This window comes from Streptomyces bicolor (genome assembly GCF_000719285.1).
Classification (GTDB): domain Bacteria; phylum Actinomycetota; class Actinomycetes; order Streptomycetales; family Streptomycetaceae; genus Streptomyces; species Streptomyces bicolor.
This window is the reverse complement of record NZ_JOFS01000011.1, coordinates 149,501-170,688: the sequence shown is the minus strand read 5'-3', so window position 1 is coordinate 170,688 and position 21,188 is coordinate 149,501. Positions and strand designations below refer to the sequence as shown.

19 protein-coding genes are annotated in these 21,188 nt (G+C 71.1%); 8 read left to right on the top strand and 11 right to left on the bottom strand.

Annotation, left to right across the window (positions count from 1 at the left end):
• Position 1 precedes the first annotated feature (1 nt).
• The 4 genes from IF78_RS0117665 to IF78_RS0117650 all read left to right on the top strand — a co-directional run bounded on the left by IF78_RS0117665 (position 2) and on the right by IF78_RS0117650 (position 4,778).
• Positions 2-1,951, top strand: a complete 1,950-nt coding sequence (locus IF78_RS0117665; protein WP_031482429.1) for a fumarate reductase/succinate dehydrogenase flavoprotein subunit — start codon at positions 2-4, stop codon at positions 1,949-1,951.
• Positions 1,948-2,694 (top strand): succinate dehydrogenase/fumarate reductase iron-sulfur subunit, encoded by a 747-nt coding sequence (locus tag IF78_RS0117660; protein ID WP_031482427.1) that lies wholly within the window; start codon positions 1,948-1,950, stop codon positions 2,692-2,694. The genes IF78_RS0117665 and IF78_RS0117660 overlap by 4 nt, the downstream gene beginning before the upstream one ends.
• Positions 2,695-2,997: 303 nt before the next feature.
• The gene (locus tag IF78_RS0117655) at positions 2,998-3,768 is read left to right on the top strand and encodes a GNAT family N-acetyltransferase (RefSeq protein WP_031482425.1); all 771 of its coding nucleotides are present in this window, start codon (positions 2,998-3,000) and stop codon (positions 3,766-3,768) included.
• Positions 3,769-3,782: 14 nt separating this feature from the next.
• Positions 3,783-4,778: a lysophospholipid acyltransferase family protein gene (locus tag IF78_RS0117650; protein WP_078662486.1), complete on the top strand. Its 996-nt coding sequence runs from the start codon at positions 3,783-3,785 to the stop codon at positions 4,776-4,778.
• 203 nt (positions 4,779-4,981) lie between these two features.
• On the opposite strand, the gene IF78_RS0117645 is transcribed toward IF78_RS0117650, so the two are convergent.
• Positions 4,982-7,336 (bottom strand): ATP-binding cassette domain-containing protein, encoded by a 2,355-nt coding sequence (locus IF78_RS0117645; protein WP_031482421.1) that lies wholly within the window; start codon positions 7,334-7,336, stop codon positions 4,982-4,984.
• 194 nt (positions 7,337-7,530) lie between these two features.
• Here IF78_RS0117645 and IF78_RS0117640 point away from each other — a divergent pair, with 194 nt between their 5' ends.
• The gene (locus IF78_RS0117640; protein ID WP_031482419.1) at positions 7,531-8,847 is read left to right on the top strand and encodes a phytase; all 1,317 of its coding nucleotides are present in this window, start codon (positions 7,531-7,533) and stop codon (positions 8,845-8,847) included.
• A gap of 25 nt (positions 8,848-8,872) precedes the next feature.
• On the opposite strand, the gene IF78_RS0117635 is transcribed toward IF78_RS0117640, so the two are convergent.
• The 9 genes from IF78_RS0117635 to IF78_RS0117595 all read right to left on the bottom strand — a co-directional run bounded on the left by IF78_RS0117635 (position 8,873) and on the right by IF78_RS0117595 (position 18,606).
• Positions 8,873-9,871 (bottom strand): LLM class flavin-dependent oxidoreductase, encoded by a 999-nt coding sequence (locus IF78_RS0117635; RefSeq protein ID WP_031482417.1) that lies wholly within the window; start codon positions 9,869-9,871, stop codon positions 8,873-8,875.
• A 44-nt stretch (positions 9,872-9,915) separates the two neighbouring features.
• Positions 9,916-11,301 (bottom strand): FAD-binding oxidoreductase, encoded by a 1,386-nt coding sequence (locus IF78_RS0117630; RefSeq protein ID WP_031482415.1) that lies wholly within the window; start codon positions 11,299-11,301, stop codon positions 9,916-9,918.
• A gap of 132 nt (positions 11,302-11,433) precedes the next feature.
• Positions 11,434-13,107 (bottom strand): helix-turn-helix transcriptional regulator, encoded by a 1,674-nt coding sequence (locus IF78_RS0117625; RefSeq protein WP_031482413.1) that lies wholly within the window; start codon positions 13,105-13,107, stop codon positions 11,434-11,436.
• 73 nt (positions 13,108-13,180) lie between these two features.
• Positions 13,181-14,362: a GTP-binding protein gene (locus IF78_RS0117620; RefSeq protein ID WP_031482412.1), complete on the bottom strand. Its 1,182-nt coding sequence runs from the start codon at positions 14,360-14,362 to the stop codon at positions 13,181-13,183.
• 6 nt (positions 14,363-14,368) lie between these two features.
• On the bottom strand, positions 14,369-14,539 hold the full coding sequence (rpmF, locus tag IF78_RS0117615) for a 50S ribosomal protein L32 (protein ID WP_003996023.1): 171 nt from the start codon (positions 14,537-14,539) through the stop codon (positions 14,369-14,371).
• A gap of 94 nt (positions 14,540-14,633) precedes the next feature.
• Complete coding sequence (locus IF78_RS0117610; protein ID WP_031482409.1) at positions 14,634-15,041, bottom strand: (2Fe-2S) ferredoxin domain-containing protein; 408 nt, start codon at positions 15,039-15,041, stop codon at positions 14,634-14,636.
• Positions 15,042-15,055: 14 nt separating this feature from the next.
• Complete coding sequence (locus IF78_RS0117605; RefSeq protein WP_425314620.1) at positions 15,056-16,651, bottom strand: solute symporter family protein; 1,596 nt, start codon at positions 16,649-16,651, stop codon at positions 15,056-15,058.
• Between the two features lie 2 nt (positions 16,652-16,653).
• Positions 16,654-16,959, bottom strand: coding sequence for a DUF485 domain-containing protein (locus IF78_RS50875; RefSeq protein ID WP_244889799.1), 306 nt, complete (start codon positions 16,957-16,959; stop codon positions 16,654-16,656).
• A 423-nt stretch (positions 16,960-17,382) separates the two neighbouring features.
• Entirely contained in the window at positions 17,383-18,606 is a 1,224-nt protein-coding gene (locus IF78_RS0117595) for a right-handed parallel beta-helix repeat-containing protein (protein ID WP_031482403.1), read from the bottom strand.
• Positions 18,607-19,175: 569 nt separating this feature from the next.
• On the opposite strand from IF78_RS0117595, the gene IF78_RS0117590 reads away from it, so the two are divergent.
• Positions 19,176-19,514, top strand: coding sequence for a hypothetical protein (locus IF78_RS0117590; RefSeq protein WP_158751429.1), 339 nt, complete (start codon positions 19,176-19,178; stop codon positions 19,512-19,514).
• Between the two features lie 90 nt (positions 19,515-19,604).
• Here IF78_RS0117590 and IF78_RS48460 read toward each other — a convergent pair whose 3' ends face one another.
• Positions 19,605-20,321 (bottom strand): hypothetical protein, encoded by a 717-nt coding sequence (locus IF78_RS48460; protein WP_158751427.1) that lies wholly within the window; start codon positions 20,319-20,321, stop codon positions 19,605-19,607.
• Between the two features lie 153 nt (positions 20,322-20,474).
• Here IF78_RS48460 and IF78_RS0117580 point away from each other — a divergent pair, with 153 nt between their 5' ends.
• Positions 20,475-20,714, top strand: coding sequence for a hypothetical protein (locus IF78_RS0117580; protein ID WP_031482397.1), 240 nt, complete (start codon positions 20,475-20,477; stop codon positions 20,712-20,714).
• Positions 20,714-21,091, top strand: a complete 378-nt coding sequence (locus IF78_RS0117575; RefSeq protein WP_031482396.1) for a hypothetical protein — start codon at positions 20,714-20,716, stop codon at positions 21,089-21,091. The genes IF78_RS0117580 and IF78_RS0117575 overlap by 1 nt, the downstream gene beginning before the upstream one ends.
• The last annotated feature ends 97 nt before the right edge of the window (positions 21,092-21,188 follow it).

The window sequence follows — 21,188 nt, the reverse complement described above, 5'->3', positions numbered from 1 at the left end:
CATGACCGAATACACCGACTACGCGACCGGTGAACCCGTCGTCGACATCAAGGCCCCGTCCGGCCCGGTCGCCGAGCGCTGGGACAAACGCCGCTTCGAGGCCAAACTCGTCAACCCCGCCAACCGGCGCAAGCACACGGTGATCGTGGTGGGGACGGGGCTGGCCGGTGGCTCCGCCGGTGCCACCCTCGCCGAACAGGGCTACCACGTCGTCCAATTCTGCTACCAGGACTCGCCGCGCCGCGCCCACTCCATCGCCGCGCAGGGCGGCATCAACGCGGCAAAGAACTACCGCAACGACGGCGACTCCATCCACCGGCTGTTCTACGACACCGTCAAGGGCGGCGACTTCCGGGCGCGGGAGTCCAATGTGCACCGGCTCGCGCAGATCTCGGTGGAGATCATCGACCAGTGCGTGGCGCAGGGCGTGCCGTTCGCCAGGGAGTACGGCGGTCTGCTGGACACCCGGTCCTTCGGCGGTGTCCAGGTGTCGCGTACCTTCTACGCCCGCGGCCAGACGGGACAGCAGCTCCTCCTCGGCGCCTACCAGGCCCTCAGCCGGCAGATCGCCGCGGGGAACGTCGAGATGCACCCGCGTACGGAGATGCTGGATCTGATCGTCGTCGACGGGCGGGCGCGCGGCATCGTGGCCCGCGATCTCATCACCGGGCGCATCGACACGTACTTCGCGGACGCCGTCGTACTCGCCAGCGGCGGCTACGGCAACGTCTTCTACCTGTCGACGAACGCCATGAACTCCAACGCCACGGCCGTCTGGCGGGCCCACCGGCGCGGCGCGTACTTCGCCAACCCCTGCTTCACCCAGATCCACCCCACCTGCATTCCGCGCACCGGCGACCACCAGTCCAAGCTGACGCTGATGAGTGAGTCGCTGCGCAACGACGGCCGTATCTGGGTGCCGAAGGCCAAGGGTGACGACCGTCCGGCGAACAAGATCCCCGAGGACGAGCGCGACTACTACCTGGAGCGCATCTACCCGTCCTTCGGCAACCTCGTGCCCCGCGACATCGCCTCCCGCGCCGCGAAGAACGTCTGCGACGAGGGCAGGGGAGTGGGCCCCGGCGGGCAGGGCGTGTACCTGGACTTCGCGGACGCCATCAAGCGCATGGGCCGGGGGGCTGTCGAGGCGAAGTACGGCAACCTCTTCGACATGTACCAGCGGATCACCGACGAGGATCCGTACGAGGTGCCGATGCGGATCTACCCGGCCGTGCACTACACGATGGGCGGCCTGTGGGTCGACTACGACCTCCAGACCACCGTCCCCGGCCTGTTCGCGATCGGCGAGGCCAACTTCTCCGACCACGGGGCGAACCGGCTCGGCGCGAGCGCCCTCATGCAGGGCCTGGCCGACGGCTACTTCGTCCTCCCGGCCACCATCAACGACTATCTCGCCCGCAACCCGCACCACGAGAAGGTCACCGACGAGCACCCCGTGGTCCAGGAGGTGCTGGCCGAGACCCAGGACCGGCTGGGCCTCCTGCTGGCCGTGGACGGCGACCGTACGCCGGACTCCTTCCACCGTGAAGTCGGCGAGCTGATGTGGGAGTTCTGCGGGATGGCCCGTACCGACGCCGGGCTGCGCAAGGCCCTGGAGCGGATCCCGCAGATCCGGGAGGAGTTCTGGCGCCGGATCAAGGTCCCGGGCACCGGCGAGGAGTTCAACCAGTCGCTGGAGAAGGCCAACCGCGTCATCGACTACCTGGAGCTCGCCGAGCTCATGTGCCTCGACGCGCTGCACCGCGCCGAGTCCTGCGGCGGCCACTTCCGCGAGGAGTCGCAGACACCGGACGGCGAGGCGGCCCGCAGGGACGACGAGTTCGCCTACGCGGCGGCCTGGGAGTTCACCGGTACGGGCGCCGCTCCCGTGCTGCACAAGGAAGACCTGGTCTTCGAGTACGTCCACCCCACCCAGCGGAGCTACGCATGAAGCTCACCCTGCGCGTCTGGCGGCAGAAGAACGCCGACGCCGAAGGCGCCATGTCCACCTACGAGGTGGACGGAATCTCCTCCGACATGTCCTTCCTGGAGATGCTCGACACCCTCAACGAGGAGCTCATCCTCAAGGGCGAGGACCCGGTCGCCTTCGACCACGACTGCCGTGAGGGGATCTGCGGCGCGTGCTCGCTCGTGATCAACGGCGATGCGCACGGCCCCGAACGGACGACCACCTGCCAGCTGCACATGCGGTCCTTCGAGGACGGCGACACGATCGACATCGAGCCCTGGCGGGCGTCGGCGTTCCCGGTGATCAAGGACCTGGTGGTGGACCGGTCGGCCTTCGACCGGATCATCCAGGCCGGTGGCTACATCACCGCGCCCACGGGCGCGGCTCCCGAGGCGCATGCCACGCCGGTGCCGAAGCCGGACGCCGACTTCGCCTTCGAGCACGCCGAGTGCATCGGGTGCGGTGCGTGTGTGGCGGCGTGCCCCAACGGGGCGGCGATGTTGTTCACTTCCGCCAAGATCAACCACTTGAACGTGCTGCCGCAGGGGGCGCCCGAGCGCGAGACACGTGTCCTGGACATGGTGGCGCAGATGGACGAGGAGGGCTTCGGTGGGTGCACGCTCACGGGCGAGTGCGCCACCGCCTGCCCCAAGGGTATCCCGCTCATGTCGATCACCGGCATGAACAAGGAGTGGCTACGCGCCACGCGGAAGGTGAAGCGGTAGTTCCTGAGGCACAACAGACGTTCGCCGACAGGTGCGGACGGGCGGGGCCGGGAGTGGTGCTCCCCGGCCCCGTCTCGCCTTTCCGCGCCCGTCAGGTGAACAGCACCGGACCGCTCGGCTGACCGGTCGGGCACTGGAATGTGGACGACCGGTACGAGTTCGCGCCGTTCAACATCCGCACATCCGCTCTCCTGGCACAGGTCACGCATACGCCAACCGGCATAGGAAGAACAGGGGCGGCACCACGCACCGCTCGCAACTGCCCTCCGCTCGCCGTCCCCGGCCCGTGACCAGGAGTAAGCCATGACCGGCGTACTGACCGTCGACCGTCCCCCGCAGCCCACGGCACCCACCAGGTACACCGTCGGCCTCGCCCGCAACGAGGAGGACGTGCGCGCCGCCCAGCGGCTGCGGCACGACGTCTTCGCCGGCGAGATGGGCGCCCTGCTGGCGACCCCTCAGCCGGGCCTGGACATCGACGCCTTCGACGCGTACTGCGACCACCTGCTCGTCCGGGAGGAGGTGTCGGGCCAGGTCGTCGGCACCTACCGGCTGCTCCCGCCGGAGCGGGCCGCGGTCGCCGGCCGACTCTACTCCGAGGGCGAGTTCGACCTCTCCCGCATCGACTCCCTGCGCCCGAACCTGGTCGAGGTCGGCCGCTCCTGCGTCCACCCCGACCACCGCGACGGCGCGGTCATCAGCCTCATCTGGGCCGGCATCGCCCGCTACATGGTCGACCACGGCCACGAGTGGCTGGCCGGCTGCTGCTCCATCCCGCTCGCCGACGGCGGCACGCTCGCGGCCGCGACCTGGGACCGGGTGCAGGCCAAGCACCTGGCCCCGGAGGAGTACCGGGTACGGCCGCTGCGCCCCTGGCAGCCGACCGGCCCCGCCCCCGCCACGCGCATCGAGCTGCCCGCCCTCCTGCGCGGCTACCTCCGCCTCGGCGCCTGGGTCTGCGGCGAGCCCGCGCACGACCCGGAGTTCGGGGTCGCCGACATGTACGTGCTGCTGTCGATGCGCCGGGTCAACCCGCGCTATCTGCGGCACTTCCTCTCCCTCGTCCCGGCGTGACGGACGGGGCGGCCATGAGCACCTCCTCCCTCGGTGCCGTGGGTGTCCCCACGGCGACCGCTCCCACCGCCGGGACGACCGGCGCTCCGGCCGCGCGTGCCCACGCCGTCGAGGTGGCGACCCTCTGGCGGCCCAGCGCGCCCTGCACCCCACGCACGTGCGTGGACGCGACGGGACCGGCCAGGGCCGTGCCCCTGGCCGCCCTGCGACTCGCCGCCGTCCTCGTCCTGCTGATCGCCGGGTTCGTCGCCAGCCCGCTCGGCGGGCGGATACCCGCGGGACTGATACGGCGCTGGTGCCGCTGGGTCGTTCGAGCCTCGGGGGTACGGGTGCGGATCGCCGGCGGCGCCGCGCCCCACGGCGGGCTGCTGCTCGTCGCCAACCACGTCTCCTGGCTGGACATCCCGCTGCTCGCCGCCGTGCGCCCGGCCCGGATGCTCGCCAAGTCGGAGATCCGGGACTGGCCGGTGGCGGGCTGGCTGACCGCCCGCAGCGGCGCCCTGTTCATCGACCGGGACCGGATCCGCGCCCTGCCCGACACGGTGGCCCGGATCGCCGGGGCGCTGCGGGCCGGCGAGGCGGTCACCGTCTTCCCCGAGGGCAGCACCTGGTGCGGCCGCGCCCAGGGCTACTTCCGCCGGGCCGCCTTCCAGGCCGCCCTCGACGCGGACGTGGCCGTGCAGCCGGTGCGTCTGAGCTACCGGGTGGCTGGGGGCGCGCCCAGCACGGCGGCCGCCTTCGTCGGCGACGACTCACTGCTCACCTCGGTGTGGCGGGTGACGCGGTCACGTGACCTGGTCGCCGAGGCGGAGGTGCGCGAGCCGATGGCGCCGGGCAGCCGCCCCGACCGCCGCTCCCTGGCCCGCGCGGCCGAGGAGTCCGTGCTGAGCGGGACGCACCGGGCCGAGACCGCCGACCAGCGGAACACCGTGCCCCTCCCGGTCAGCGGTGCCGGCCGCGCGACCGAACAGCCGTCGGCGCCACCGGCACGCGAGGCACTTACAGCCTGACGCGGGCGTGAGGCCCTCGCGGGGTGATGTGGGCGCGGGATCTCACGGCGTGGTCGTGCGCGGGGTGTCCGGGCATGATCCGGGCGTGGGGTGGCATGGCGTGACGTGCGCGCTGGGGCTCAGGGCACGACGCGCGCGCTGGGGCTCAGGGCACGACGCGCGCGAGGCCCCGCGGCATGACGGTATGACCCGAGCGTGTGTCCTCACCCCATCACCCGGGCGAGATACGGCGCCGTGGCCCCGGCCCCCGCCCGTGCCACCTGAGCGGGCGGACCTGCCGCCACGATCCGCCCGCCGGCGTCACCGCCGCCCGGGCCCAGGTCGATCACCCAGTCCGCGCCCGCGACGACGGGCATGTCGTGCTCGACGACGACGACCGTGTGCCCGGCGTCGACGAGCCCGTGCAACTGGCGCATCAGCACCTCGACGTCGGCCGGGTGGAGTCCGGTCGTCGGCTCGTCGAGGAGGTAGAGCGTGTGGCCGCGCCGGCCGCGCTGCAACTCGCTCGCCAGCTTGATCCGCTGGGCCTCACCGCCGGACAGCTCGGTGGCGGGCTGCCCGAGACGCAGATAGCCGAGGCCCACGTCGAGGAGCGTGCCGAGGCTGCGGGCCACTGCGGGGGTGTCCGCGAAGAACTCCGCCGCCGCCTCGACGGTGAGGTCCAGGACCTGCGCGATGTTCCGCCCCCGGTACGCCACGTCGAGCGTCTCGGGGTTGTAGCGCGCCCCGCCGCAGTCCGGGCAGGGCGCGTACGTGCTCGGCAGGAACAGCAGCTCGACGCTGACGAACCCCTCGCCCTGACACGTCTCGCACCGCCCTCCCCCAGAGGGGGTACCTCCAGCGACGTTGAAGGAGAAACGCCCGACACCGTAACCACGCGCCCGCGCCTCGTCGGTGGCCGCGAACACCTTGCGCACGACGTCGAAGAGGCCGGTGTAGGTGGCGAGATTGGAGCGCGGGGTGCGGCCGATGGGCTTCTGGTCGACCGATACCAGGCGCCCGACACCCGCCAGTTCCTCGGTGATCTCCCCGATGAGCGTGGACTTGCCCGATCCCGAGACCCCCGTGACGGCGGTGAACACGCCGAGCGGGAACTCGGCGGTGACGCCACGCAGGTTGTGCCGGGTGACCGGGCCGACCTTCAACTGCCCGCGCGCGACACGCACTCGGCGTACGCCGGCAGGGGAGTCGTCGAACAGGAAGCGGGCCGTCGCCGAATCCGCGACAGCCGCCAGCTCGGCCACCGGCCCGCTGTGCAGCACCCGCCCGCCGTGCTCACCGGCGCGCGGTCCCACATCCACCAGCCAGTCGGCGCCCCGTACGACATCGAGGTGGTGCTCGACCACGAACACCGTGTTCCCGGCCGCCTTCAGCCGCGCCAGCACCCTGAGCAGCGCCTCCGTGTCCGCCGGGTGCAGTCCGGCCGACGGCTCGTCGAGGACGTACACGACACCGAACAGCCCGGACCTGAGCTGGGTCGCGAGCCGCAGGCGCTGGAGTTCGCCCGCCGAGAGCGTGGGGGTGGCCCGGTCGAGGCTGAGGTAGCCGAGGCCGAGCTCGACGACGGGCCCGATACGGGACCCGAGGTCCTCGGTGAGGACACGGGCCGTCTCCGACGAAGCCGCCCCGTCCAGCGTGCCCGCCAGCTCCGTGAGCGGCAGCCCGGCCAGCTCGGCGATCGTGCGCCCCGCGAAGGTCACCGCCAGCGCCTCGGGCCGCAACCGGCTGCCGCCGCACGCCGGGCAGGACGCGGCGGTGAGGAACCGCTCCGCCCTGGCCCTGAGCGTCGCGCTCCTGGAGTCGGAGAAGGTCTTCATCACGTACCGTCGGGCGCTCATGTACGTGCCCTGGTACGGCCGTTGGATGCGCTCGGCGTCGCGCACCGGGTGGACGGTGACGACCGGCTGCTCGTCGGTGAACAGGATCCACTCCCGCTCCTCGGCGGGCAGGTCGCGCCAGGGCCGGTCCACGTCGTACCCGAGCGCGTCGAGGATGTCGCGCAGGTTCTTGCCCTGCCAGGCGCCCGGCCACGCGGCGATCGCGCCCTCGCGGATCGACAGCCCGGGATCGGGGACCAGCGACTCCTCGGTCGTACGGTGCACTCGGCCGAGTCCGTGGCACTCCGGGCACGCCCCGGCCGCCGTGTTCGGCGAGAAGGCGTCCGAGTCGAGCCGCTCGGCGCCGGGAGGGTAGTCGCCCGCGCGGGAGAACAGCATCCGCAGGGAGTTCGAGAGGTTGGTGACCGTGCCGACGGAGGAGCGGGACGTCGGTGCCGAGCGGCGCTGCTGGAGGGACACCGCGGGCGGGAGACCGGTGATCTCGCCGACCTTCGGCGCGCCCACCTGATGGATCAGCCTGCGCGCGTACGGCGCGACCGACTCGAAGTAGCGGCGCTGCGCCTCGGCATAGATCGTGCCGAACGCGAGCGACGACTTCCCCGACCCCGACACGCCCGTGAACACGGCCAACACGTCCCGCGGAATGTCGACGTCCACGCCCTTGAGGTTGTGCTCACGGGCGCCGCGGACACGGACGTACGGGTCGTGTGGGGAGTGCATGGGCAGGTGCTCGGGCAGGGGCGAGTGGAAGGGCGAGCCGGCGAGGGCCGGTCGGGTCGTGGGCAAACCCCGCGATTCTATGCGAACCAGACGCGGCGCCCGCATGAGCCATCCGAAGTTCACGATGCCGTCGGCTCACCCACACCGGCCGCCCATAGCGTCTCGCCAGTCTCTCTTCCAACCGAGGAGTATGCGTGAGCGCTTCCGCTCTGAGCACTCTCACCGCCGCGCTGCTGATGGTCACGGGCGCCTCCGCCCCGCAGCCGGTCTCCGTCTCCGCACGCGTGGAGACCCCCGCCGTGTACGACGACGAGGCGGGCGGCAACGCCGACGCGGACGACCCGGCCGTCTGGGTCGACCCCGACAACCCGGGCCGCAGCCTCGTGATAGCCACCCTCAAGGAGGCCGGTCTCGACGTCTACGGCCTCGACGGCAAGCGGCTCCAGCACATCGCCGCGCCCGCCGCTCCGGGCGAGGACGCCGCGCCGGGCCGCTTCAACAACGTCGACGTCGTCCACGGCTTCGAACTGGGCGGCAAGAAGACCGACTTGGCCCTGGTCAGCGACCGCGGCCGGGACCGGGTGAGGGCCTACGCGATCGACCCGGCGGCCGTGGCGGCGGGCAGGCCCCCGTTGAAGGACGTGACGGTGGCCGACGCCGGGCCGGTCTTCTCCGCGAGCGAGGCGGAGGTGGACGACCAGCGCACCGCCTACGGCCTGGCCGCCTACAGCGACGACGACAACGCCTACGTCGTGGTGTCGCGCCGCTCGGAGACCCGGGTACGGCTGCTGCAGCTGGAGGACCGGAACGGGCGCGTCGGCTACCGGACCGAGGACACCCTCGACCTGCCCGATTCCTTCACCCTGCCGAACAACAGCAGCTGGACTCCGTGCGCCGACCCCGGTGACCACGCGCAGGTCGAGGGCATGGTCGTCGACCAGGAGGAGCACGTCCTGTACGCGGCCCAGGAGGACGTCGGACTGTGGCGGGTCGACCTCGACGACGAGGCGTTCGAGCGGCCCCAGCTGATCGACCGGGTGCGCGAGTACGGCACGCCGTGGACGTATGACGCCGAGGAAGAGGAGTGCGTCATCGACACCGCGGGCGACCCCGGTTACGGCGGTGAGCACCTGAGCGCCGACGCCGAGGGCGCCGCGATCTACCACGCCGCCGACGGCAAGGGCTACCTGCTGGCCTCCAGCCAGGGCGACAACACCTTCGCCGTCTACGAGCGCCAGGGCCGCAACACCTACCTCGGCTCCTTCGCCGTCACCGACAGCGCCGCCACCGATGGCGTGCAGCACTCCGACGGCACGGCCGTGGTCAACGTCCCGCTGGGCCGGTCCTTCCCCAAGGGCCTGCTGGTCACCCACGACGGCGAGGCCACGCCCGCGGACGGGGACCGGGAGGGCACGAACTTCAAGTTCACGGGCTGGGAGGCGGTGGCCGGCGCGTTCCCGACGCCGCTGACGATCGACACCAAGTCGTTCGACCCGCGCGACACCGACTGATCCAGCTGCCGCAGGCTCGCCCGGGTCACGCGTTCACGATCCGGGCGAGCCTGCGGTACGAGTCCACCAGCGCCTCACGGTCGTAGGTACTGGTCGTGACCAGCACCTCCTGCGCCCCCGTCTCCTTCAGCACCGTCTCCAGCTCGTGCGCGACCTGATCCTCCGTGCCCGCGATGTGCCCGGCCAGTCCGCCCTCGTACAAGCCGCGCTCCTTGCCGGTCATCGTCAGCGCCTCGACGCGCTCGGCGGGCGGCAGCGGCGGGAAGGTGCCGTGCGTACGCGAGTACGCCATCGACCAGGCCTCCGGCACGAGCAGCCGCCGGGCCTCCTCGGGCGTGGCGGCCACCGCGACCGTGCCGGAGATGACGACGTACGGCTCACCCGACCACGGGGAGGGCCGGAAGTGCTCCCGATAGTGATCGATCCCGCGCCGCATCCTCTCCCTGTTCCTGAGGTCGCCGATGACCATCGGCAGCCCCGCGCGGGCCGCGATGTCCGCGCCCTCGCCCATGGCCAGCACGAACGGCGGCACGGTCAGGCCCTCGGCGGGACGCGCGTGCACCCCGGTGGGCGAGGTCCCGCGGAACCAGCCGAGCAGCTCCTGGATCTGCGCCGCGAAGTCCTCCGCGTCCCCCTTGTCCCGCCCGAGCGCCTTGCGCACGCCGTCCGTGAAGCCGACGGACCGCCCGAGCCCCATGTCGACACGACCGGGGAAGAGGGATTCCAGCACCCCGAACTGTTCGGCTACGACCAGCGGTTGGTGGTTGGGCAGCATCACACCGCCGGTGCCGACACGGATCGTGCGGGTCGCGGAGGCGACTGCGGCGGCCAGCACGGTCGGCGCGGAACCGGCGACGCCGGGTACGCCGTGGTGCTCCGAGACCCAGATGCGGTGGTAGCCGAGCGCCTCGACCTCCCGCGCCAGCCGTACGGTGTCGCGCAGCGCTTCTGCGTTCGAGTGGCCCTCGCGGGTGCGGGAGCGGTCCAGGACGGAGAAGCGGGCCGAAGCGATCACGGAACTCATACCGGGTTCAACACCTGGCAGCCCGCAGGATTCCTCGGGAGCCCTCAGGGCGTGATGTTGTGGTTCAGGCGGAACAGGTTCCCCGGGTCGTACCGTCGCTTCAGCTCGCTGAGACGGGCGTAGTTCGCGCGGTAGTTGGCCTTTACGCGGTCACGGTCGTCGGCGTCCATGAAGTTCACGTATCCGCCCTCCATGGAGTGCGGTTCCAGCGCCCCGTGAAAGGCGCGCACCCAGTCCTTCTGGGCCTCGCAGTCCTCCCGGGTGGTGAGGGTCGGGCTGAGCGCGATGGAGTAGTCGGCGTCCCGGTAGGAGAAGGCGGTCTCCTCGGGTCCGACGCGGTGGCAGGCCCCGTCGATGGGGAAGACGACCGTCACGCTCTGGATCGAGGGCGTCGTGGCGCCGTACTCCACGAAGGCGTCGACGGCTCCGTCCGGCAGGCCCTGCATGAAGGCGCCCTTCCAGTAGTGGTAGAGCCCGGCGGGCACCAGGTCGTCGAACAGGGTGTTGATCACCGGGTAGGGCATCCGCTCCAGGTGCCGGCCCAGCACCGGCCCGAGCGCGGCGACCCGGTCCCGGATCAGGTCGTCCTCCTGCTGCGGTCCACTCCAGCAGGCGACCACGCCGCACAGCGGCCGCCCGTGCCAGCGCTCGGGCAGGAACGGCACCGGCGGTCCGAGCCCCACGATCAGCAGCGCGCCGAGGTTGTCGTCCGCCTCGGCGACCAGCTCCCGGTACCGGCGGATCACGTCGCCGTCGAGCGGGAAGAAGGTCGGCCCGCCGAGGATGTCGGCGACGGGGTGCAACCGGAACTCGAAGGACGTCACGACCCCGACGTTCCCGCCGCCCCCGCGCACCGCCCACATCAGGTCGCCGTGCTGGGCGTCGGTGCAGGTCACGAAGGATCCGTCGGCCGTCACCAGGTCGACCGAGACGAGGTTGTCGCAGGCCAGACCGCAGCGGCGGGCAAGGTGGCCCATGCCGCCGCCCGTCGTCAGGCCGCCCACGCCGGTGGTGGAGACGATCCCGCCGGTGGTGGCCAGCCCGAAGGCGTGGGTGGCGTGGTTGACGTCCGCCCAGGTGCAGCCGCCCTCGACCCACGCCGTGCGGCTCTCGGGGTCGACGCGGATGCCGTGCATCAGGCCGAGGTCGAGGACGGCACCGCCGTCACACGTGCCGTAGCCGGGGACGCTGTGGCTGCCGCCGCGTACGGCGAGCGGCAGGCCCTGCTCGCGGGCGAAGTCCACTGTGGCGATGACATCGCCGGCGTCGACGGCCCGCACGATGATCGCGGGTCGTTTGTCGTGCATGGCGTTGTAGACCTTGCGGGCCTCGTCGTAGACCGGGTCGCCGGGCTCGACGATGGCCCCGCGCACGGCTCCGCGCAGCCGGTCCAGCAGTCTGCCGTCCAGCGTGGGTGTGTAGGTGGCCATGACCCCACCTGCTTTCGGCTCCGGGTCGGGAAGGGGTACCTCTCCGGTCTACGCCGGAGCGGTGCCGGATTCATCGCCGGAATCACCCATCGCCGACGATCCCGGCATGGGCAGAACGGCCCATGGGCGGCCTCAGGCGATGCCGTGCCGGTACGCGTACGCCGTCGCCGCCGCCCGGGACGAGACGTCGAGCTTGGCGAAGATGTTGTTGAGGTGCCGGGCGACGGTGTGCTCGCTGATGACGAGTTCCGCCGCGACGGCCCGGTTGGTGCGGCCCGCCGCGACCAGCCGTAGCACCTGGATCTCCCGCTCGGTGAGCCCGCCGGGCCGCCCCGGGCGCACATCGGCGAGCAGGGCAGCCGCCCGCCGAGCGTCGGGTACCGCGCCGAGCTGCCGGAAGGCCTGCTCCGCGGCCCGCAGCTCCATCCGGGCAGTCTCGTCGTCCCCGGCGGCACGGTCGGCGGCGGCCAGCGTCATCCGTACCTGGGCGGCCTGGTACGGCACCCGCAGCTCCAGCCAGAGTGCCAGCGCCCGGCGCAGCAGGGGCAGCGCGCGGCCGACGTCACCGGCGGCGAAGGCCACCGCGCCGGAGGCGGCGGCGGCGCTCGCGTGCAGCAGGGTGGTCGCCGAACCGCACCGCCGCTGCCACTCCCGCGCCAGGGACCGCAGCTCCCCGGCCGCGGTGTCGGCCTCGGCCGTCCGGCCCAGCGCCAGGCACACCTCCACCTGGGCCGCGAGCAACCCGCACCGCTCGAGACCACCGGCCTCGGCTCCGTTCGCCAGGGCGAGTCGCAGGGCCGTCGCCGAGGCGTCGGCCTTCCCCTGGGCAAGGCGGAGCAGGGCGAGGCCGGGCTGCGGGTCGCGGCCGAGTTCATGGGTGCGGTCGTACGACTCCCCGGCCGTGGTGAGGTCGCCGCGCCGCCGCTGGATCTGGCCGACCAGGTAGACCGCCTCGGCGGCCATCCGCCGCTCGTACGGCAGCAGTTCCGCGCAGGCCCGCTCGGCCTCGGCGAGCGCCTCGGCCCAGTTGCCGCGCAGCTCCAGCACCTGGACCCGGTGCACCCGGCACAGTCCGCGGTAGTTGTTCTCCTCCGGCATGGACGCACACCACCGCATGGCCTCGTCAGTCCATTCGGCGGCGCGTTCCAGGTCGACGCACGCCATGGCCTGCTGGAGGCCCAGGCAGTAGGTCCAGCCGGTGAAGAAGGAGCTGAGCTCACCCGCCATGGCCGCGCACATGGCGTCATCCAGCAGATCGAGTCCGTCACGCAGGTGCCCTTGGGACACCAGCACGCCCGCCTGCGCCTGCACGCTCATGGCCAGCAGATCGGGGCTGCCGCAGCGCCGAGCGATCCCCGCCATGCGCCGGGCCGCGGCCATCGCCTCGTCGAACGCACCCCGCTCCTGCGCCGCCTCGGCATCGACCCAGGCGAGATAACACTGCTCGACGCACTCCGGCTCGCCCCGCAGATGCGCCCGCGCCCGGCGCAGCCAGCCGGCGGCAACGGCGGTACGCCCGGCGAGCTGGTGCTCGTAGAAGAGCAGCCAGGCCATGAGCCCCGCCTCCCGGGCCGCGCCCGCCGCGACATACCCGGAATAGGCCCGCATCCGCTGGACGATCGACTCCTCGATCCGGCTCGTCCACCAGGCGGCGTCGGCGAAAACGGCGCAGTCGTCGGGGGTGAGACGGGCCGGATCCAGGCCGCCCAGCAGCCGGTACGCCTCGGCCCACGCCTCACGGGCGGCGGCGTCCCTGGCCCGCCGCAAGGTGTCCGCGGCCGCCCTGTCGATCGTCCGCCCGGTCACCAGCGGCTCCCTTCTCGCGCTCTGCGAGCAGGACCGGCCCCTCACCAGGATAGGCGGGCCGGGTGCGGGGGAGTCAGTGAGCGGACACCTGGAGCTCAGCCGTGTGCTCGTGTTCGCAGGCGTAGTCGACACCGTATGTGTCCCAGGCCGGGAACGGGTCGGCGGACGGCACGCCCTCACCGCCGGCCATGAGGCAGTCGGCCAGGGCGGCCTGCAGTGCCTCCTTGTGCAGATGCGTGCCGATGAACACCAGCTCCTGCGCGTACGGGGCGTCGGTGTCCCGCGCGGCGCTGGGCTCGAAGCGGGCGACGGAGCCGGCCTGCGACCACAGGCCCGTCACCCGCGGGCGGCTGGCGAGGGTGAAGAACCCCTTGGACCGCAGCACCTTCCCGTAGGCGCCGCTGTCGAGCTGCTCGGTGACGAAGGTCCACAGCCGCCCGGGATGGAAGGGCGCCGCGGAGCGGAACACCGTGGAGGAGATCCCGTACTCCTCGGTCTCCGGCACGTGGTCGCCGTTGAGCTCCCGTACCCAGCCGGGCGCCTGCTGGGCGCGCTCCAGGTCGAACAGCCGCGTGCCGAGCACCTCTTGGAGCGGCACCCGTCCGCGTACGGCGTCGACGAGCCGCGCGGCGGGGTTGAGCCGGCGCAGGGCCGCCCGCAGCCGGTCCGCCGTGACGTCGTCCACCAGGTCCAGCTTGTTGAGCACGATGACGTCCGCGAACTCGACCTGGTCGACGAGGAGATCGCTGACGGTGCGCTCGTCCTCCTCGTACTGGTCGAGGCCGCGCTCGGCGAGTTCCTCGCCGCTGTCCAGCTCGGACAGGAAGTTCGCGGCGTCGACGACCGTCACCATGGTGTCCAGGAGAGCGAGATCGCCGAGGGTGGCGCCGTCGTCGCGGGCGAAGGCGAAGGTGGCCGCGACGGGCATGGGTTCGGAGATGCCGGACGACTCGATGAGGAGATGGTCGAAGCGGCCCTCGCGGGCGAGCCGGTCGACCTCTTCCAGCAGGTCGTCGCGCAGGGTGCAGCAGATGCACCCGTTGGTCATCTCGACCAGGCGTTCCTCGGTCCGCGACAGCGCGGCCTCGCCGCCCCGCACCAGCGCGGCGTCGATGTTGACCTCGCTCATGTCGTTGACGATGACCGCAACGCGCAGGCCCTCGCGGTTGGCGAGCACATGGTTGAGCAGGGTCGTCTTGCCGGCCCCGAGGAACCCGGACAGGACGGTGACGGGCAGACGGCTCTCGTACGGCATCCCCGGTCAGCCCTCGGGGCGCAGCAGCCCGCGCTCGTACGCCTTGACCAGGTGCTGCGGCACGAGGTGGCTGACGCCGTCGATGGTGACGGGCACGAGCTGGGGCGTGCTCGCCTTCCACTGGGCGCGGCGGTGGCGGGTGTTGCTGCGGGACATCTTCCGCTTCGGGACAGCCATGACGGACCTCCTCGGTGGGTGAACACCGAGGACGCTACATGAAAATGGATCCCATTAACAATTGACCGGGGATCGACCCGGGACCGGACCGGGTTCAGCGGCGTGACCGCACCCGTGCGTCCCGTGGTGGCCGGATGAACTGCAGCTCCAGCGTGACGGGCGGTTCCGCGAGGCCCGGGCCGCCCGCGGCCGCCCATCGCACGATCTCCTCCGTGCAGTCGTCGTCCATCGCGAAGCCCACCCAGGTGGCCCGCCCGCCGGCCCGGCGCCCCGCGGCCGACGGCTGGACGACGATCACGTTGGCCTGGTCGCAGGGGCCGAGGCAGTCGGTCGTACGGACCTCGAAGCCGTGCTCGGCCCCCGCGACGCGCAGTTGCTCCACCTGCCAGGCGTGATCGGTGCCGGGGTGCTTGCTGGGATTGCCGCAGCAGCAGCCCCGGCAGACGACGAGCGTGCAGGGGCGCTCGCGGGCGGCGCCGATCAGAAACGTACGGGTAGGCATGGCAGAAGCATCCCCTACTCCTTCGCGCCCACCAGCATCCGCACCTCGAACTCCGCGTAGGCGGCGTCCTCCTGACGTTCCTGGCGGCCGCTCAGCACGCTGCCGAGCCAGCCGAGGAGGAAGCCCGCCGGGATGGAGACGATGCCCGGGTTCTGCAACGGGAACCAGGCGAAGTCGGAGTCCGGATAGAACGAGCCCGGCGCGGAGGAGACGACAGGGGAGAACAGGACCAGCAGGACCGAGCAGAGCAGGCCGCCCCAGAGGCTGAGCAGCGCTCCCTCGCCGGTGAAGCGGCGCCAGAACAGGGTGTACACGATCGTCGGCAGGATCGCGGACGCCGCGATGGCGAAGGCGAGGAAGGCGAGCGTCGCGGTGTTGGCGCCCCAGGAGACGAGGGCGAGCATCATGGCGAGGACGCCGATGACGACGGCGGACAGCCGGGCGACGGCCAGTTCCTCGGTCTCGCTCGCGCGGCCCTTGCGGATCACCTCGCCGTACAGGTCGTGGGCGAGGGACGACGCGGCGGCGAGGGTGAGGCCGGCCGCGACGGCGAGCAGCGTGACGAAGGCGAGGCAGGACAGCAGCGCCGTGAGGATGCCGCCGCCGAGGGCGTTGGCCAGCAGCAGGACGGCGGAGTCGCCCTTGTGGTCCGTCTCCGCGATGGTCTCCCGGCCGACGACGGCGGTGGCGCCGAGGCCCAGGACCCCGGCCGCCAGGCAGACCAGGCCGACCAGGCCCACCGCCCACACGACGGAGGAGCGCAGGACGTCGACCCTGCGCGGGGCGAGCAGCCGCATCAGTACGTGGGGGAGGGCGGCGAGGCCGAGGACGATCGCCAGTTCCAGGCTGAAGAAGTCGAGCTTGCTGGTGGTGCTGACGCCGTAGCGCAGTCCGGGTTCGAGGAACTGTGTGCCGGTGCCGCTGTTGTCCGCGGCCGCGGACAACAGGGCGCCCGGGTTCCAGTCGTAGTGGTGGAGCACCATGACCGCGGTGATCGTCACGCCCGCCACCAGCATCACGGCCTTGATGATCTGGATGACCGTGGCGCCGGGAGCGCCGCCGATGGCGGCGTACACGATGACGATGGTGCCGATCACCACCACACACAGGGTTCGGGTTCCGGCGCTGGGTTCGCCGGTGAACTGGGTCAACAGGGCCATGCTGCCGACGAGTTGGGCCACCAGATACAGGGTGGTGATGGCCAGGGTGCACACGGCCAGGGCGAGCCGCGCCGGGCGTTGCAGCCGGGTCAGGCGCAGGGCCAGCGTGTCGCCCAGCGTGAACCTGCCCGCACGGCGCAGGGGTTCGGCGACGAGCAGCAGCACCATCATCCAGGCGACGACCGTGCCGCCGAGGTACAGCAGACCGTCGTATCCGGTGAGGGCGACCAGGCCGGTACTGCCCAGCAGGGTCGCGGCCGAGAGGTAGTCGCCGCACATGGCGAGGCCGTTGCGCAGCGGGGACATCGTGCGGTTGCCGAGGTAGAACTCGCTGATCTCGTCGCGCTGAGGGGCCGTCAGCAGCGCCATGAACAGCGTGACCACGACCACCGACAGGAACAGCACGAACGTCAGTTGCAGGCTGAACCGGTCGACGATGCCTTCGGACATGGTCACCACGTGCGGTACCCCCTGGAGGCGGGCGGGGCGCTCGGCCGTGCCGTGTGCTGCTTCAGCCGCGAGGCCAGGCCACGGGCGAGCGGGTCGACCCGGGCGCGCATGTGGCGGACGTAGCACCAGGCGGTCACGCCCATCACCACGAACTGTCCGAGGCCCAGGGCGAGACCGAGGGTGAGGTGGCCGAGCAGGCGCTGGTTCATCAGGCCGGGGACGGAATGCGACAGAAGCACGTACAGCAGGAATCCGCCGACCGACAGGAGCGTCGCACGGACTCCGAACCTGCGCTGGGCGCGGCGCAGTAAGTGAAATTCGGGGTCTTCGGATATGCGCTGGGACGGCGCCGGTTCATTGGTCGGGGGAGCGTATGTGAAAGAATTGTCGTGCCAAGGTGAAAACTCGGACACAGGCGCACCTTCTTTGCTGCGGCATGCCGGACATGCGGGAACGCGGGATTTGTTGGGGGTGGGGGGCTGTGAGCGGCGGCGACGGCGGCGGAGCCGGAAGCCGGAGTATGGCAGCGGGCTCTTTGAAGAATCAACCGCAGGGTTGAATTGCCGTACTCCGGTGGCGCATTGACGTCCCTCGTGGTCCTTTCCCGGCCTTCCGTGGCCTGCGAAAAGCGGCTTCCCGGAAATAGTCCGGACCATGTCTTCCGGCCGGACTGTCTCAAATCCGACCGTGCGGCCCGTGCGGCCCATTCCGGCCCGTCCGAACCCGGCGCCTCAGAACCGGGCGCCGACGGCCGCGCCGCTCCGAGGCACGAGGAAGGTCGGGGCCGACGGCAGCGAGCCATCGGCGGAGCGCGGGCGCGTGATCGCCCCCGAGTCGGTGCTGAGGACTGACGACGCGTCCCAAGCCCCGCCGAGGTTCCATGAGTTGCCCTTGGCCACCGTTCCCGGGCCGACGGCCGCCGCGCGGGCGTCGCCGACGGACAGGCTGGCGGTGAGGGTGGCGGTGCCGCCCGCCACGTCGGCGTCGAAGCCGGTGCCGGCGTTGGCCCAGGTCGTGTTGCGGGTCAGGGTCAGGGAACCGGGATTGCCGTTGTCCGTGACGCCGTGCGCCGCGTTCTTGAACGCGATCGTGTTGTGGAGGCTGTGGCCGACGGCCGGGGCGGGGCTGCCGCCGCCCATCTTGAAGCCGTTGCCGTCGCCCGAGAAGTCCGGGAAGTTCCAGCGGTTGTAGCCGTTGCCGTACGTGATCGTATTCTCGATCAGAATGGGCGAAGTGAACTTCCAGGCGTCGAACCCGTCGTCGACGTTGTTCCACAACCGGGCGCCGCGCACCACGTTGCCGGTTCCGCTGCCCTCCTTGATGGCCAGGCCGTCGGCACTCTCGCCGTTCTTGCGCGGGTCGCGATTGCCGTAACTGTCCAGGTTCAGGATCTGGTTGTCGCTGGACGATCCCTGGAGCTGGAATCCGGACTCGTAATTGTCGTGCGTGGACAACCGCGAGAAGACGTTGTGATTGCACCCGTCGCAATAGACCCCGTACGGACCGTTGACCAGCTCCAGGCCGGAGATACGCCAGTACGAGGCCTCCATGTGGATCGCCCCGCGCTCGGCCCGCGGGATGCTGCCGCCGACCGGTGTGTGACTGGCGGGCAGCTGCTCGCCGTCGATGACCGCGCGCTCGCCCTGGTGGGCGCCGAGGGTGATGGGCTGGCCGGCGGTCCCGGAGCTCGTGATGGTGATGTTGTCGGTGAGGGTGTAGGTGCCGGCGCGTACGGCGATGACGTCGCCGGGCTTCGCCAGATCCACGGCCCGCTGGACGGTCCGCAGCGGCCGCTCCAAGGTGCCCGGCGCGGAGTCACTCCCGTCGGTCGCCACGACCAGCGTCGTCGCGCCGTACGCCTCGTCCGCCGGGCTCCACACCGCCAGCAGCGCCGCACTCACCGCCGCCGCCGTCCAGACCGCCGCACCGCGCCTGCCGCTCACCGTGCCGCCCATGGGGCCTCCCGCCTCCGCCTGCGTGCCGTGTCGCACAGCAGTGGCCGCCCGGCGCGCGAAGGTTGCCGGGGTTGCGGGGCCTGTGCGGCCACCAAGGGCGAGAGGTTGCCTCAGCTGGTCCCTTGTGTGAGTCAGCCTGGCCCGGGACCTGGCAGCGGCTGCACGAGATCCTGCTACTCGTCCTGCTCAGCTTCCTCGGCCGAGAGGGTGACAGGCTGACCGGTGGTCAACTCTCGGAAACCGCCGGCCTGGAGAAGCGAGCACGCCCCACCCCTCTTCGCTGTGCCACTCGTGCACGTGGCCGGCGAAGACCTCTTCGGGCCTGGTCTCAGGCATGCTCCCTTGCCCCCCTTCGCGCGATCGGCGCATCGCCGTTCGGCACGCGCTGTGGTCAGCAGCGCTTGACCGAACCCGCAGGATCGGCGGCCACCCGCGGGATGTCGCTGGGCCCCGGTGCCGGCTGAAGGAGTCGGTGCTTCCGGGAGGGGTCCCCATATCTGTGGGCCAAGCTGCGGGCCGACGGACAACTGCGGCTCGCTGAGGCCAGGGTGGGAGAAGGGCAGAGGACCGTGACCATTGTCTGGTCGGGCTACGGATTGCTGACGATCGTGTTGTATGTCGTTGGTCCCATCGTTCCGCTCTTTGTCTTGGATCAGGCGGCCGGCGTCTTGGCGCTCGGAGAAGGCTCGGCGATCGGAGACTCAGCAGGGGCGCTTGTCTGGGTCGGTCTGGGAGGGGCTGAAAACTGGCTCGTGGGTCGGTACGTGAACCGAGAGTGGAATGAACACACGCTGTTCGCCCTACCGATCCAGCACTGGGGAATGTTCGGGGTGTTCGCGGCGGCCGTGGGGCTGGTGCTGCTGCCATTCGGGTGCGACCCGGTGCGCTGGCTCTTGTCCAGTGGGTGACGAGAGGTTGATGAGCAAGTCTCTCTGAGATCTGCTCGACGGCACGTCGCCGCCCTGGTGATCCAAGCCTGGGTGGTGGCCTGCGGCAGTTCATAGATCGAGAGTCGTCCGTGCTTTGTCGGCGGCGCGCTGGTAGAAGTGGCTCGCCAGCTGCGAAGAACCTCCACCAACCTGGAAGAAGGCGTAAGCCAGGGCCACGCTCTCACCCAGCCGCTCGATCGCGATGTAACCGTTGACGAGCACCCCTTGGTGGGTGGCGTCCATGCGTACAGCGGACGAGTCAGGGCCGCCGAAACGGATCGGGGTCAGCGAAAACTTGATCGTTTGACCGGCAGATACCAGGCTGATGGAACCGCAGGACTCCAGAGCCTGCTTGGTTTGCGCATAGTCGTCATCGAGTACGGCGGGCGGCTCAGCGGTCAGCGCTTCATACACAGCAACGCGTCCGTCCCGGCTCGTGAATATGGCCACGGCTCGAGGGTTCTTCGAGCGGCCGTCGTCTCCCGTGCCGTTCAGTAGTCCTGCCAAGGGTTGGCAGCCTGCGAATCGGGTTTCGTTCGCTGCGTCTTCCGGCTGGGACGGCGACGGGCCGGTGGTCGGCTTTTGCGTGAAGGCCGGCCCGAGATCGTCGGCCCTCAGCAGTGCCGACTGCAGTTGGTCCGGGGCAGGAAGGTCCACAGTGGGAGCTGTCGAGGTGACCATCTGCGTCGGCGCACTGGCCCATGCCTGCGCCGGCGGGTAGGCCGTACCCACGCCGCCGGCGCTGCCCAGGCCTACGATGCCGACGAACGCGGCAGCTTTGATCATCCGAGCAGCGCGAGCCCTTCGCATGGCGCCTCCCGTGACCTTGAGGGGTTGGTCAGCGGGCCCGGTCAGCGGGCCTGGCCCCGAGGTCAACGGTAGACGCCTGGGCTTCCCGCCACCTGGCCCCTGTGTGGTAACAGCTGTTACCGTTCGGGTATGGCGAAGACCCAGCTCGGCGTCCGCGTCGACCCCGAAGTCAAGAAACTCGCCCAGGCCCGGGCCAAGGACCGAGGCCTGGACCTCGGCGACTACATCACCCGTCTCGTCCGCGACGACGCCGAGGGCCTGCGTCAGCGCGGCCTGGACGCCGCTCGCCGCTTCCTCGACGAGCACCAGCAGCTCTTCGACGAGGCCGAGGACGCCGACCGCAAGGCACCGGGAGCCCACGCCGCCTGATGGACCTGCGTATCGATGTCCCCTGGATCCTCCAGGTCGCGGAGCTGGCGGGCGCCGGAGACCCGGCACCCGACGATTACGGCGTGCCGGTGGCAGCCGTCGCCTGCCACACGGCCGAACTCCTGGAGCAGCCGATCTACGACGGCCCTTACGCCCGCGCCGCGGCCCTTGTACACATCCTCGGCCGCTGCCGCTGGCTGGAACGCTCCAACATGGCCGTCGCCGCGGCGACCGGCGTGATGTACCTGGAGGCTTCCGGGATCCCGGTAAAACCCACCCGCGATGACGCGCTCGCCCTGCGCGACCTGCTGCGTGACTCCACCTGCACGAGCGCCAAGATCGCCGCCCTGCTTCGTGGCTGGCCCGTCCCCAGCTGACGACGACTGAGCGCAGGGGCACTGCTGCACCAGCCTCGCCGCGCCGGGGCTCCAGCAGGCAGCGGGCGTAGAGGAAGTCGCCCTCGACAGGGTGGAG